Source organism: Pseudalkalibacillus sp. Hm43 (assembly GCF_054170705.1).
The window spans coordinates 3,359,830-3,372,301 of record NZ_CM135129.1 but is presented as its reverse complement, the minus strand read 5'-3'; the positions used below and the strand labels follow the sequence as shown (position 1 = coordinate 3,372,301).

General features: G+C 44.1%; 14 protein-coding genes. 4 read left to right on the top strand and 10 right to left on the bottom strand.

Translation table 11 applies throughout. The features are described from left to right. Positions 1-65: 65 nt before the first annotated feature. Positions 66-380 (bottom strand): thioredoxin family protein, encoded by a 315-nt coding sequence (locus tag ACXQIQ_RS17545; protein ID WP_439301096.1) that lies wholly within the window; start codon positions 378-380, stop codon positions 66-68. Positions 381-398: 18 nt separating this feature from the next. Continuing rightward, positions 399-1,412 carry a PTS transporter subunit IIC gene (locus ACXQIQ_RS17540; protein WP_439301097.1) on the bottom strand — a complete coding sequence of 338 codons (1,014 nt, stop codon included), beginning with the start codon at positions 1,410-1,412 and terminating at the stop codon, positions 399-401. 249 nt (positions 1,413-1,661) lie between these two features. Between ACXQIQ_RS17540 and ACXQIQ_RS17535 the strand changes: the two genes are divergently transcribed. After that, positions 1,662-3,800, top strand: a complete 2,139-nt coding sequence (locus ACXQIQ_RS17535; protein ID WP_439301098.1) for a methyl-accepting chemotaxis protein — start codon at positions 1,662-1,664, stop codon at positions 3,798-3,800. A 43-nt stretch (positions 3,801-3,843) separates the two neighbouring features. Here the strand turns inward: ACXQIQ_RS17535 and mltG are convergent, their stop codons facing one another. Next, a complete protein-coding gene (gene mltG, locus ACXQIQ_RS17530) occupies positions 3,844-4,845 on the bottom strand; it encodes an endolytic transglycosylase MltG (RefSeq protein WP_439301099.1) in 1,002 nt (333 codons plus the stop codon). Between the two features lie 133 nt (positions 4,846-4,978). Between mltG and ACXQIQ_RS17525 the strand changes: the two genes are divergently transcribed. Next, positions 4,979-5,425, top strand: a complete 447-nt coding sequence (locus tag ACXQIQ_RS17525; protein ID WP_439301100.1) for a YtoQ family protein — start codon at positions 4,979-4,981, stop codon at positions 5,423-5,425. 145 nt (positions 5,426-5,570) lie between these two features. Beyond that, positions 5,571-6,416 (top strand): hypothetical protein, encoded by an 846-nt coding sequence (locus ACXQIQ_RS17520; RefSeq protein WP_439301101.1) that lies wholly within the window; start codon positions 5,571-5,573, stop codon positions 6,414-6,416. A gap of 54 nt (positions 6,417-6,470) precedes the next feature. Here ACXQIQ_RS17520 and ACXQIQ_RS17515 read toward each other — a convergent pair whose 3' ends face one another. The 5 genes from ACXQIQ_RS17515 to queD form a co-directional block, all read right to left on the bottom strand. Continuing rightward, entirely contained in the window at positions 6,471-6,977 is a 507-nt protein-coding gene (locus ACXQIQ_RS17515; RefSeq protein ID WP_439301102.1) for a DUF84 family protein, read from the bottom strand. Between the two features lie 61 nt (positions 6,978-7,038). After that, positions 7,039-8,109 carry a M42 family metallopeptidase gene (locus ACXQIQ_RS17510; RefSeq protein WP_439301985.1) on the bottom strand — a complete coding sequence of 357 codons (1,071 nt, stop codon included), beginning with the start codon at positions 8,107-8,109 and terminating at the stop codon, positions 7,039-7,041. 73 nt (positions 8,110-8,182) lie between these two features. Beyond that, on the bottom strand, positions 8,183-8,860 hold the full coding sequence (queC, locus tag ACXQIQ_RS17505; RefSeq protein ID WP_439301103.1) for a 7-cyano-7-deazaguanine synthase QueC: 678 nt from the start codon (positions 8,858-8,860) through the stop codon (positions 8,183-8,185). 6 nt (positions 8,861-8,866) lie between these two features. Then, positions 8,867-9,598, bottom strand: coding sequence for a 7-carboxy-7-deazaguanine synthase QueE (locus ACXQIQ_RS17500; protein WP_439301104.1), 732 nt, complete (start codon positions 9,596-9,598; stop codon positions 8,867-8,869). Then, complete coding sequence (gene queD / locus ACXQIQ_RS17495; protein WP_439301105.1) at positions 9,591-10,067, bottom strand: 6-carboxytetrahydropterin synthase QueD; 477 nt, start codon at positions 10,065-10,067, stop codon at positions 9,591-9,593. Before queD ends, ACXQIQ_RS17500 begins: the two co-directional genes overlap by 8 nt. 383 nt (positions 10,068-10,450) lie before the next feature. Between queD and ACXQIQ_RS17490 the strand changes: the two genes are divergently transcribed. Then, on the top strand, positions 10,451-10,756 hold the full coding sequence (locus ACXQIQ_RS17490) for a PepSY domain-containing protein (protein WP_439301106.1): 306 nt from the start codon (positions 10,451-10,453) through the stop codon (positions 10,754-10,756). 97 nt (positions 10,757-10,853) lie between these two features. On the opposite strand, the gene ACXQIQ_RS17485 is transcribed toward ACXQIQ_RS17490, so the two are convergent. Then, positions 10,854-11,420 (bottom strand): hypothetical protein, encoded by a 567-nt coding sequence (locus tag ACXQIQ_RS17485; protein ID WP_439301107.1) that lies wholly within the window; start codon positions 11,418-11,420, stop codon positions 10,854-10,856. 153 nt (positions 11,421-11,573) lie between these two features. Further along, the gene (locus tag ACXQIQ_RS17480; protein WP_439301108.1) at positions 11,574-12,416 is read right to left on the bottom strand and encodes a YtnP family quorum-quenching lactonase; all 843 of its coding nucleotides are present in this window, start codon (positions 12,414-12,416) and stop codon (positions 11,574-11,576) included. Positions 12,417-12,472 lie beyond the last annotated feature (56 nt).

Genomic DNA, 12,472 nt, shown 5'->3' with positions numbered 1-12,472 from the left:
GAAAACGATAGAGAACATATCTCTAATGCTAAATTGTAACACCTGAAAGGGAAAAAGTCACTGTTTTACCTTACTGATTGAAGGAACTTCTCGATTTGCTCTTTCGTCTTCCGTTCTTTGTCCACGTACCTTCCGACTTCTTCTCCGTTCCGGAACGCAAGGAAGCTCGGAATACCGAAAATATCGTTCTCTTGAGCCAATTCGATGTGTTGATCACGATTCACATAATAGTACTCGAACGCACCCTGTTCTTGTTCAATTTCTTCCATGATTGGTTTTACGAATACACAATCCGGACACCAATCTGCTGAAAACATAATGATTGCGTTGTCCGATTGAATGGCTTCCTTCCACTCTTCTACTGAGTTGATCGTTTTCATTTTATCTTTTCCTCCTGTTTAATAATCAATTTTCATGTCACCTGGTTGGATGAGTCCCTTTTTCCTCATATATTCTGATATTACAAGAGAGAGGATAGCAGGTCCAATGAAGTGCAACAGGGCAACAATCATGAACGTTTCCATATTGAAGCCCATCGCTCTAAACGTCATGATCTGACCGACAAATCCGCTCGTCCCCATTCCGGCTCCTGCAGGTATGTTCGACGTGACCCACACGACCGTTCCAAAAGGTGCAAGCAACATACCCGCCAAAGTCGGTGGTAAGAGGATGACGGGTTTTTTGACAATGTTGGCGACTTGTAACATCGATGTCCCAAGACCTTGAGCAAGCCAACCGCCCCATCCATTGTCCCGGAAGCTCGCGGTCGCAAAACCGATCATCTGAGCGGCGCAACCGATTGTTGCAGCTCCTGCCGCAAGCCCATCCAGACCGAGCATGATGGCAATGGCCGCACTGGAGATCGGTGCAGTAAGTGCAAGCCCCATTAAAGCTGCCACAAGAATCCCCATGACGAAAGGACGCTGTTCAGTCGCCCACATGATCAACTCGCCAAAGTTCACCATCACATCAGAGATTTTCGGACCGATGAATTTAGCTACCAGGTATCCGGCAGTCACAGTGACGATCGGTGTGACGATGATGTCGACCTTCGTTTCTTTGGAGACGATTTTTCCAATCTCAACGGCAATGACGGAAGCGACGAAGCTTCCAGCAGGTCCCCCACCAAGCGCACTACCTGCAGCTCCGGCTATTACAGCAGAGAACAATACAAGAGGTGGTGCATTCAATCCGTAGGCGATCGCGACACCGATTGCCGCTCCCATCAAACTCATCGCTAGCGTACCGATCTCTGTAAAAATCGGAAGAGCTGGCACTTGTTCACCGATTGTCTTCAAAATCAGACCGACAATGAGGGATGAAAAAAGACCAAGTGCCATATAGCTTAGGGCTGTAACAAAATATGTATGTAATGATAGCGTGACGCCTTTTTTCGCTAAAAATGATTTCAATTCTTTTCCTCCGTTCTTTAGTAGATTTTTTTACCACGTTGATCAAATTTATGAATCCTTAAAATATCTGTTGGAAAAGTATTAAAATTTTCTGTCAAACTACGATATTAAAAGTAAGGAAAATAGACTATTTCTAAACTACCCCAATCTATACATAACCATCACGGTCTTTATTATAAACGTGTCCTAATGAGATATAAAGGTAGAAGTAGAGATAGCAACTGGAAGGGAATTCAAGGGGGAGAAACAATGGTTCAGATGCCAAAAATACCGAAATTGTCGAAAATGCCTAAAGTACCAAAGATGCCGAACATGCCGCAGATGACGATCAAGAACAAAGTACGATTGATGATGATCATGGCGATCGTCGGAGTCGTCGTCTTATTTGCGTTTACGATGTTCTATGTGTTCATGACACAAAACATGGATAAGAAGAAAACAAATCTACAGGAACTATCAGCGGAGACGACAGCTCTTAACAGTGAGTTCTCACATATCCGAAAGCTTGAACAGGAGTATTTGCGTACAAGCCGGGAGGCTATTACTACTGAAATCACAAATGAGCTGAGCGACCTACAGGGTCATATTACAAAGCTACAAGGCGTCAACAATGACTTTAAAAAGTCGTATACAGAAATCTCTGATCAAGTGACGACCTATCAAGACGCATTCACCAGTACAGCCACTTTGACGGGTGACATCAACAGTATGCTCGGAATCCTGGATGAAAAATCAGGCGCGATGGTCAATGTTTTATCTTCTGCAGACCAAGGACTTTTAAACGAATTTTATAAGCTCCGCGTACTGGAAAAACAATATTTCTTAGTATCCACCACAACGGATCTGAACCGATACAACGATCAGAAGGATAAGTTGAAAGAAGCGGTAAAATCTTCAGAGATCCCTTCTGAAAGCAAATCCGCTTTCAACTCGGCATTCCTCGCATACACGAGTGCTGTGGATACCATTCAGTCCTACCGTGATCAGATCAACAACACGGTCGTAGAATTTGAAGAAATCGGCATGAACCTTGAAATGACGATTCAAGATGTGGAAGAGAGCGTAACGAAAGAAGCTGCTGCAATTTCTAAGAATCAAGATTCTCTTTCTACCATCCTCCTATGGACACTGATCATCCTTAGTCTGATCATTCTCGGAGCAATGGTTGCTCTAGGATTATGGCTGACACGGACAATCACATCGTCCATCATGACCTTGAAAGAAGGTGCGACCATCATTGGAGAAGGTCATCTCGGACACCGTGTCGAGGTGGAACAAGATGATGAGATGGGCGAACTTGCGACAACGTTCAATATGATGGCAGAAAAGATGCAAAAAGCGATGAACGAAGTCAATCAAGCATCTGAAAAATTGACTTCTTCCTCACAGAACCTGGCCGCCATTTCAGAAGAAACGACAGCGCAGGCTGAAGAAGTGAACGAAGCGATCCAACAGGTTTCTGAAGGTGCTCAATCTCAAGCTGATCATCTTGTGGAAAGTACAGAGCTGATTGAACGGGTAACAACTTCCGTCAACGAATCCGCTGAGCTGAGTTTCCTGATCAGTGAAGACTCTCAAGCGACCGAACAAGAAGGAAAAGAAGGTCTCCAAATCGTACACAACTTGGACAAGAGCTCAAATGAATTCTTATCCTTAGCAAACCACCTGATCCAACAGGTTCAGGAAGCGAATCAGAACTCCCAACAGATCGGATCCATCGTCGATACGATCAAAGACATCGCAAGCAGCACAGATCTTCTTGCCCTTAATGCAGCGATTGAATCGGCTCGTGCGGGTGACGCTGGTCGAGGATTTGCGGTTGTCGCGCAGGAAGTCCGTAAATTGGCAGAACGATCCAAGTCTGAGGCCCAAAACATTTACAAGCTGATTGCGATCATGTCTGAACAGATGGAACAACTGTCCAGTGAAGCGGAACAGTTTGACCATTATCGTACAGAACAACAATCTTCTGTAGAACGTACGAAGCAAGCCTTTACGAAAATCGTGGATAATGTGACAGGAATCAACGGACGTATCCAACAAGTACGTGATGCGATTAATGATGTTCAAACCTCGAATACCGCACTATCTGAGAAGCTGCAAGAAGTAAGCGCAATTTCTCAGGAATCTGTTGCAACATCTGAGCAAGTGAGCGCTTCTAGCATCCACCAGAAAGAAGCGATCAATGAAGTGAATAACGCAGCGAACGAATTACAGCACATCGCGATGTTGCTACAAGAAGAAGTCGGTCAATTCAACCTTGTAAGCAGTTATGTGGAAGAAGAGCTTCATAACGACGGCGAGAAAAAAGAGCATCCCCCAGAAGGGATTCAACCTGGGTACAAGGATGAAGCGGCTGTGACTATCGAAGAAGACGAACAAAAATAAATGAGAAGGACGCCCATTGCGGGCGTCCTTTTTCGTGTGCATGTTACCAATTCCCTTTATGATCCGTATGTTTCTGATGTTCCTTGAATGTTTTAGAGAAATGATGCTCACCCGAGCCATCTCCTTTTACAACGAAAAAGTAATAATCATGGTTGTCCGCATTTTTACTCGCTATCAGCGATTGTTTTCCAGGGTTACTGATTGGTCCTGGTGGCAATCCTTCATTCACATAAGTGTTATAAGGACTTTCCACTTCCAAATCCTTATACAGCAGGCGCTCTTTCGGTTTATCCAACACATATTGTACTGTGGCACAGGACTGCAAGCGCCAATCGTCTTCCATCCGATTGTGGAAGACCCCTGCGATCAACTCTCTTTCTTTGTCGACGACTGCTTCTTTTTCAACGATAGATGCGAGCGTGACCCATTCATGCAAGGAGAAGTCTTTCCGGGTACCGATTTCCTTTTGGACCTCGTCAAATCTCGAAATCATCCGTTCGATGATAGCTTCTGATGATGTTTGTTTCTGGAATGAGTATGTATCTGGGAACAAGTAGCCTTCCAGACGGTAAGTAACACCTTTTTTTGCTTTGATTTCCTTCAGGAGAGGATGCTGAACCCCTTTCCCCGTTTTAGCAATGTCCAGAAAAGCTTTCCGATCGATGAGCCCCACCTTCTCTAGGCGTGACGCAATCTGTTCTACAGAGAATCCTTCTGGAATGGTGACAGTAATCCCCTCCTCTAAAGGCGAAGTGATCAGCTCCTTGTATATGGAGGCAATCGACTGAGAACTGGATATGTTATGCGTCCCTTTTTTCACCTGGCCGTCCAGCCCTTGAACTTTACCGTACAGGACGAAGAACATCTTGTTTTTTATGAGTTTCTCTTTATGAAGGTTGTCTGCCACTTCATCAAGTGATTGGCCAGCTCTTACAGTGATACTCTCTTCTGTATCATCAAAATAAGGCATGGATTCATATACGACCCATACCGAAATGACCAATACAATCAATAATGATATCTGTAAAATGATTCTTTTATTCATGTGACCTCACCTGTCTTTCTATTCTCAGCCATCAGGATGCCCTTTTCTACTGACTATCATTCAAGCATAATCTGGCAAGTTTTCAGAAATTTCATGTTACGATAGAGTGAGATTATGAATAAGGAGTGAGACCATGCAATTAACAGTTTATCTAGCAGGGCAGATCCATGACGATTGGCGGAATGAGTTGATCCAGAAAGCAGAACAGATGAATCTCCCTTTGCAGTTCGTCAGTCCGATGACCAATCATAGCCGTTCAGATGCGATTGGTGAAGAGATCCTTGGTGAGCAACCGACGAAAATCGTAAAAGATGACAAAGCATCCGATTTCAATAATTTACGGACGGAGATCCTAATGGCAAAATCGGATGTCGTGCTCGCCTTTTTCGGTGACAGTTATAAACAATGGAACACAGCGATGGATGCGTCGACGGCGCTTGCCCATAACAAGCCACTCATTCTAGTGAGAGATGAATCGCTTCATCATGCTTTGAAAGAACTCTCCAATAAAGCGACTGCAACTGTGGAAAATTTCGATCAAGCATTGAAAGCACTCTCCTACGTTTTTGAAACGGAATAAGTACTTTAGAAACTACCAGTCTGAATCCTAATCAGACTGGTTTTTTTATTCCTATATCGGGACTTTTGTTTTATTTTGTCGATTGTTAATAGTCAAATAGTCACCCTTCTTTGCCGATATATAAAGTGACGAAAGGGGGTGACGATTGACGATGCAAGTGAATCATTCATCTAATACGTACTATCAATCCAATAACAACACGTATAACTACAGCAATGATTACACGAAAAATGAATCGAAACAGACGAATGGATATGAATCCAGGAATGACGATCACCTGAAGGGTCGTTATGAATCGGATGACCAGAAGGTGTCGAAGCAATCGTTCACGGATATGAAAAATGTGTTGAACGCTTATTATTCCTACAGGAACGGTGGCAATGCCAATTTCGAGGACTTGAAAACCAATCTTCAAAACCTGGCGAGTAAGTTGGTCAGCTATCGTGTAGACAAGTTCCAACAGTCCTGGGAGTCGAAGCTACATGCTTTCCGTATGGATATCAGTAAAGAGGCTTATGATCGATTCAATGCCGCACATGCGGGTGAAACTGCTGTTCAAGCGGTTCCAACTGATCTTTCAGTGGGATCATCCGATTCAACATCTTCAACAACTGAGGAACAGGACACAGCCTCTTCGAACACAACGGAAGATACTAGTACTAATGGTGGAGATCAAACTGATGAATCTTCAGCAGGTGATACAACGACAGAAGATCAAACCTCTACTGGTGGAACATCTGGTGGTGAGAGTGGCAGTGGCGGAGATACGACTGGAGATGGATCTTCAGAATCTGGAAACGGTGGAACTACAAACGGTGAAACTGGTGAAGGTGACACAACTGGTGGCACTGAAGAAGGTTCCGGCGGTTCCACTGGTGGATCTGAATCAGGAGCTGGGGACAACGGTGACTCAGGTTCAAACGATAACAACGGTTCAGGTTCAGGATCTGGAGACGGTGGAATCATTGGTGGCTTATTAGGACGTAAGTAAGAAAAAGAGTCAATCTCCAATCCTACTCATAGGATCGAGGATGACTCTTTTCCATTATTGTCGATTAAATTCATACTGTCCGATTAAGAGATTAACGATGTGTGCGAACATATCGCTACGTGTAATTCGTCCAGTCGTGAAAATACCTACCGCTCCCTCTTTCTTACGGACATCCTTTTGATCGGTGTAAGTAGCCATCACGTCTCCCAGTTCAGAACCGGCACGGACTTGCGAACTGATTTCTTCTGGTAACACGATCTTGGCACCACTTGCAAAATAGGTCTTTTCCTCTTTAGTCACGAGCGCTCCCCAGTTACATAAGAATAGACCTTCTTCCGTATCCTCTACGCCACCTTCTAGCCCAATTCCGAGGTCATAACCAAGTGCCAAACAAGCTTTCGCACGGTTGAATGCTCCTTTCCTCGTCTCGGAATCCGTGAATGGTTGGGCCGAAACGTCAGAAGGTACATCCACCCCTTCGACTTCCCATCCGAGAGACTGGACAACTTCACAGACTGCATTGACCTTTGCTGGATTTTTGGATCCGACTGCTATCTTCATTCTCAACACTCCCTCGTATGTAAAAAGTGCCAGGCAACTAAGTGCCTGACACCTCTGTCCATCAATCGTAGATGATTTGATCCACTGTGGATCGGTCAGCCTGTTTGACAAGCTTAATCAGTAATTCTTTCGCTGCTGCATAATCATCGATGTGAATCATGGATGCAGATGTGTGGATGTAACGGGAGCAGATCCCGACCACTGCGGAAGGAACGCCTTCATTCGCCACGTGGACGCTTCCTGCATCCGTTCCACCTTTGGAAATGAAATATTGGTAAGGAATATCGTTGGATTCAGCAGTGTCCAGGATATAGTCCCGTATTCCTTTATGCGTAATCATCGTGCGGTCGAGGATTCGAAGCAATGCCCCTTTTCCTAGTTGACCGAATGCATCTTTATCTCCGTTCGAATCATTGGCAGGACTTGCATCCAATGCGAAGAACAAGTCAGGCTGAATCATGTTCGCAGCCGTTTTAGCTCCCCTTAAGCCTGCTTCTTCTTGGACCGTCGCACCTGAGAACAATGTGTTCGGAAGCTCTGTACCTTGGAGTTCCTTCATCAGCTCAATGGCAAGTCCGACGCCGTATCGGTTATCCCAAGCCTTTGCAAGGATTTTCTTGCTGTTTGCCATTGGTGTGAAAGGACAGATTGGTACAATCGGCTGACCTGGTCGGATTCCGATTGCTTTTGCATCTTCACGATCATCCGCACCGATATCGATGTACATGTGCTTCATAGGCATTGGTTTAGAGCGTTGAGATTCTTCCAACAAGTGAGGCGGTGTAGAACCGATGACACCGATGACAGGTCCGTTATCTGTCATGACCTGCACACGTTGCGCAAGCAATACCTGACTCCACCATCCACCTAACGTTTCAAACTTCAGCATTCCGTTACGTGTGATTTGGGAGACCATGAAACCGACTTCGTCCATGTGCCCGGCTACCATGATTTTCGGATCGTTCTCTTTTCCTTTTTTCACGCCGAAAATACTGCCGAGCTTGTCCTGTATGATTTCATCTGACACTGGCTCGAGCTCACTGCGCATAAACTTACGAACGTCATGCTCGAATCCAGGTGCCCCTTGCAATTCTGTCAGCGTTTTAAAAAGCTGCATCGTTTCTTCGTTCATCATTTCACCCTTCTCATTACAATAGTTTATTCTCCACAACTATTGTAACGTAACTTCAGGAGAGTCGCTAGAATCAGCGTCTTTTTGCATAAGGGATCGGGTCTTTCGCTCCAGCCTCTTCAAAACCTTTCAAGCGAAGAAGACAGCTATCACATTCACCGCAAGCGACTTCTTCTCCAAGGTAACAAGAAGTTGTAAGCTCATACGGTACATCAAGTCGGAGTCCTTCTTCAATCGTTTCTTTCTTCGTCATATGGATGAGTGGTGCTTCAATATTCAAATGTCCACCAGTAGCCCCTGCTTTCGTCGCAAGGTTCACTGTTTGATTCATGCTTTCAATGAACTCCGGTCTGCAATCCGGATAACCGCTGAAATCGACTGCAGATACCCCGATGAAAATCGCTTCTGCACCGATGACCTCCGCATAAGCACTCGCTAGAGAAAGAAAAATCATGTTTCGAGCAGGTACGTAAGTTGCAGGGATTTCTTCATCCACTCCGCCCTGGCGGACCTCGATCGATTCATCTGTCAAGGCACTGCCACCGATTTGTTGAAGGAAGCTGACGTCAACGATCCGGTGTTCTGGAGCGTCAAAATGCTTTGCAACTTTTTCTGCTTGCTCTACTTCACGGTTATGTCTTTGTCCGTAATGGAAAGTGATCGGATAGAGAGAATAGCCTTGTTCTTTAGCCATTCCCATGCAAGTTGTACTATCCAGACCACCGCTTAAAACGACAACTGCTTTTTTCATTTTAGTCTAAACTCCCCTCTGATTCGGGTCCCAGATGACTTTATGCATCTGCAGACTCAACTTCACTTCTGGTAATGGTTCTGCCAAAATTTTAGACACCAATTTTTTCGGAGGCATCGTTTCCCAAACGGGACTGTATAAAACTTGCCCGAGCTTGTGATGCTCCTTGACGACGGACGTCGCGACGTCGAAATCTTCGTCGTCGCCGATGACGAACTTGATTTCATCCTGAGGTTTCAGAATGTTGAAATTCGAGTAAATCATCCGGTCCATTTCTCCAGAGTCCGGCAGTTTGAAATCCATGATGAACCGTGCTTTCTCTCTGATTTGTTCATGTTCGTTCCGGAGTTCTTCAAATGGAACGAGATCAATCGCACCGTTCGTTTCGATATGGACGTCTGAAATATGGTCGAGCTCGCACATCGCTGCTAAGAGAGCTGCAGATTTTTTCCCATGGATGAGCGGTTCTCCACCTGTAAAACAGATGCGGTGACTGGAGAAAGAATCGATTTTCTCGATGATTTCCTGAATCGTCGCTTTGAACTCTTCCTTCGCTGGTGCATAACTGTAGTCCGTATCGCACCATGTACATCTCAAGTTGCAGTGGAAGACACGAACGAAGACGGTCGGAAAGCCTGCCATGCCACCTTCTCCTTCAACCGTTTCGAAGATTTCTACCATCGGAAGCTCCCATTGCATGTATTCTTTTTTATCCGGTAAAATCATTTGTTTATTCATTTTCCATCCACTCTCGTTTCAAGGTTGCATAACTGGTCGGCGTTTCATACAATTTCAACTCTTCAATTCGGGTCCCGAGCTTTTTGTATTCATCCGCTTGGAGGCGTCGGTCGAGCTGTTCCCAAATCCAAACGATCATATTTTCAGCCGTCGTATTCATATTCGGTAAAACTTCGTTCAAATAACGATGATCGAGTTTGGAATCGATCTCCTCCTTGAACATGGTTTTGATGTCGCCGAAATCGACGGTAATGCCGATGTCATTGACGTAACCGCTGATGGTAATGATCAATTTATACGTGTGCCCATGTAGGCTTTTGCATTTTCCTTCATAACAATGGAGATGATGGGCAGCATCGAAAGTGAATTCTTTCGTCACGGCAACGCGCTTGTGGTGATATTTCAACTCGTGTCTTTGGATGTCTTCGTCGATCCGTTCGACCTTCTTCGGTATTTGAAAGTCCATCATACGTGCCCTCCTTTAATTTTTAGGTTCATAACAAATGCTCCCCCTTGATCTTGATGAGAAATAAAATCTTACAAGCAAGCTTGACGATTGACATTTTCTCATCAAGATCTTGCTCGCTATCCTCGCAAAAGTCTTTTTAAGGGGAGCATTGAAGATTTTGCAAGGTGTATTCATTTAATACCATTCTCTTTTAAAATGAAAAACTCCACCTGAAAACAAGTGGAGTGTGAAATCACAAAAAATAAATGTTCACGCTCCCTAGTTTTGTTTAATGAGGGGTGGGAATTACGAACCCTCAGTGGTTGGTTATGTTAAAGACAAAACCCATTCTGTTATACTATACAATAAAGGATATCAATAATGTTGGAAAGGGGCATGCCATTTTGAAAACATCTACCCTCGTCGGTGCCGGCATAGGCTTTCTCGTTGGTGCACTCGTAACCAATCAGATGAAGTCCAGACCAGTCACGCCTGAAGCAGCACTGAATACGATCAAAAAGAGAGTGTCATCCAAAGTCAGCGGTTCTTGGATCTACACCAACAAGGAGACGCTGGATCTCCATGGATTGGCTTACAACGTCTACAAGGGTGGGTTCACCCGTGAAACTCCATCCGGTGAAGAACATTTCCTCTTCACAGTTGATGCTGATACAGGATCTGTTTTGGAAGTCTCAAGTACAAATATATAGCCGATACCGATTGAACATACCTATCTTCTCTAAACACATGTAAAAGGGGCCGGACTCATCAAGAGTCAGCCCCTTTTTTATTAAGGCGTACGTTCTATTAGTTGAATGTGTGCTTTTGGTTGTAAAGGTTGTTTCGAATTTGGAAACTTGTAGAAGAATAAACTTGGTTGCTCCAGACGAACATAAGATAGGCAGGAACAATCAAAATCAATGCATGCAAGAACATGATCCAACCAATGTTCATCTTCTTACCAAGATGAGCAAATTGCTCTTTGAACTGAGTCAATTCTTCGTTTTGTAGTTTTCCGACTTCAGTTCCAGTAAGAACCTTCTCGTTTGTCGCATCGTAGTATACGACTTCACGGTGTGCAAACGTAAAGATGTTATCACGCACTGTTTGGAATTCTACAAGAGAAGCATAAACTGTAATCGGACCAGAAGCTTCAGCCTCTTCTCCTTCTTCTGCTTGAGGAGTTGCTTCTACCTTGATCGTTTCAGAATATTTAGGTTCATATTTTTTATTATAATCGTAGTATTCCTCTTCCAAATGCTTTTCGATCGCTTTATCCATGCCTTCTGGTTTTTCTGTTGCAGCAAGTACACCAGCTCCACCAGTCAGCATCAATGCGAAAGCCATCATAGCTGCAGTTACTCGTTTCAACATTTCGCAATTCCCTCCTAACAATATAAGCCAAGTAATATATTACACTATTATTGCAATTAAAATCTATGATAATTGTAACAGGTTTCTACAAAAAATGTGACGGTTTTTACCATCCATTTTCTTACAAAAGGTGTAAATGTGACAAATTCTTGATCATTTGTCACGTTTGACCGAATCTATGATTTCACCTTGATCATTGAATTTAACAGCACGATAAATCGCATCATGGTAAAACGTGAACCAAGCATTCTCTGTCATACCCTTTGGTAACCATTCTTGCTTTTGTCCGATTGAAGTCATCGGATAATCGTCGTACGCGAGCACCCATAAAGGATTTTTATGTGCATGGGTCGGCATCAAATCCGCCATATGGATGAGCTTGTCCTCTCCTTGTTCGAACATGAGAATCGAATGCCCATCACTGTGACCGCCTGTATGAATCATGAAAAGACCAGGCAACACTTCTACTCGATCCTCGTACGTTTGAACTTGAGCCTCGATGCCCTTCCAGTTCATTTCCCAATATGTATTTTTGGATCGGATATTCGGATTGCGCATTTCGTTCCACTCAGTTGCAGACGTGTAAATCGTCGCATTTTTGAAAGTGGATTCATATCCGTCGGCATTTGGTTTCGTCAAGCCGCAAGCGTGATCGAAATGAAGATGTGTCATTAGAACAAAGTCGATATCATCCGTTGTCAGGTTGAATTTCGCCAACTCATCATCAATGTGGGACTCTTCGTTTACGCCATAGTTCCTTTTTTGTTTATCGGTTAATTTATCGTTCCCCATTCCGGATTCAATCAGAATGTTTTTCCCTTCATATTGAAAGAAGATCGGATCCGTGCGAAGTTCGATTTGATTGTTTTCATTGACCGGGTATTTCTTGCTCCACAATGGCTTCGGTACGACACCAAACATCGCTCCTCCATCCATATGTGTGACTCCCCCATTGAGCCAGTGCAGTTTGATTTCACCGAATTGAAGCGTTTCCATGACCTTTCACTCCTTATTTAGCTAATCTAGAGTTTATTGTACCATATTGAAAACGC

Coding starts and splice junctions, on each gene's coding strand:
- ACXQIQ_RS17525 (WP_439301100.1), top strand. CDS start 4,979: ATGCAATTAACAGTTTATCTAGCAGGGCAGATCCATGACGATTGGCGG.
- queC (WP_439301103.1), bottom strand. CDS start 8,860: ATGAAAAAAGCAGTTGTCGTTTTAAGCGGTGGTCTGGATAGTACAACT.
- queD (WP_439301105.1), bottom strand. CDS start 10,067: ATGATGGACTTTCAAATACCGAAGAAGGTCGAACGGATCGACGAAGAC.
- ACXQIQ_RS17535 (WP_439301098.1), top strand. CDS start 1,662: ATGGTTCAGATGCCAAAAATACCGAAATTGTCGAAAATGCCTAAAGTA.
- ACXQIQ_RS17500 (WP_439301104.1), bottom strand. CDS start 9,598: ATGAATAAACAAATGATTTTACCGGATAAAAAAGAATACATGCAATGG.
- ACXQIQ_RS17515 (WP_439301102.1), bottom strand. CDS start 6,977: ATGAAGATAGCAGTCGGATCCAAAAATCCAGCAAAGGTCAATGCAGTC.
- ACXQIQ_RS17485 (WP_439301107.1), bottom strand. CDS start 11,420: ATGTTGAAACGAGTAACTGCAGCTATGATGGCTTTCGCATTGATGCTG.
- ACXQIQ_RS17510 (WP_439301985.1), bottom strand. CDS start 8,109: ATGAACGAAGAAACGATGCAGCTTTTTAAAACGCTGACAGAATTGCAA.
- mltG (WP_439301099.1), bottom strand. CDS start 4,845: ATGAATAAAAGAATCATTTTACAGATATCATTATTGATTGTATTGGTC.
- ACXQIQ_RS17480 (WP_439301108.1), bottom strand. CDS start 12,416: ATGGAAACGCTTCAATTCGGTGAAATCAAACTGCACTGGCTCAATGGG.
- ACXQIQ_RS17545 (WP_439301096.1), bottom strand. CDS start 380: ATGAAAACGATCAACTCAGTAGAAGAGTGGAAGGAAGCCATTCAATCG.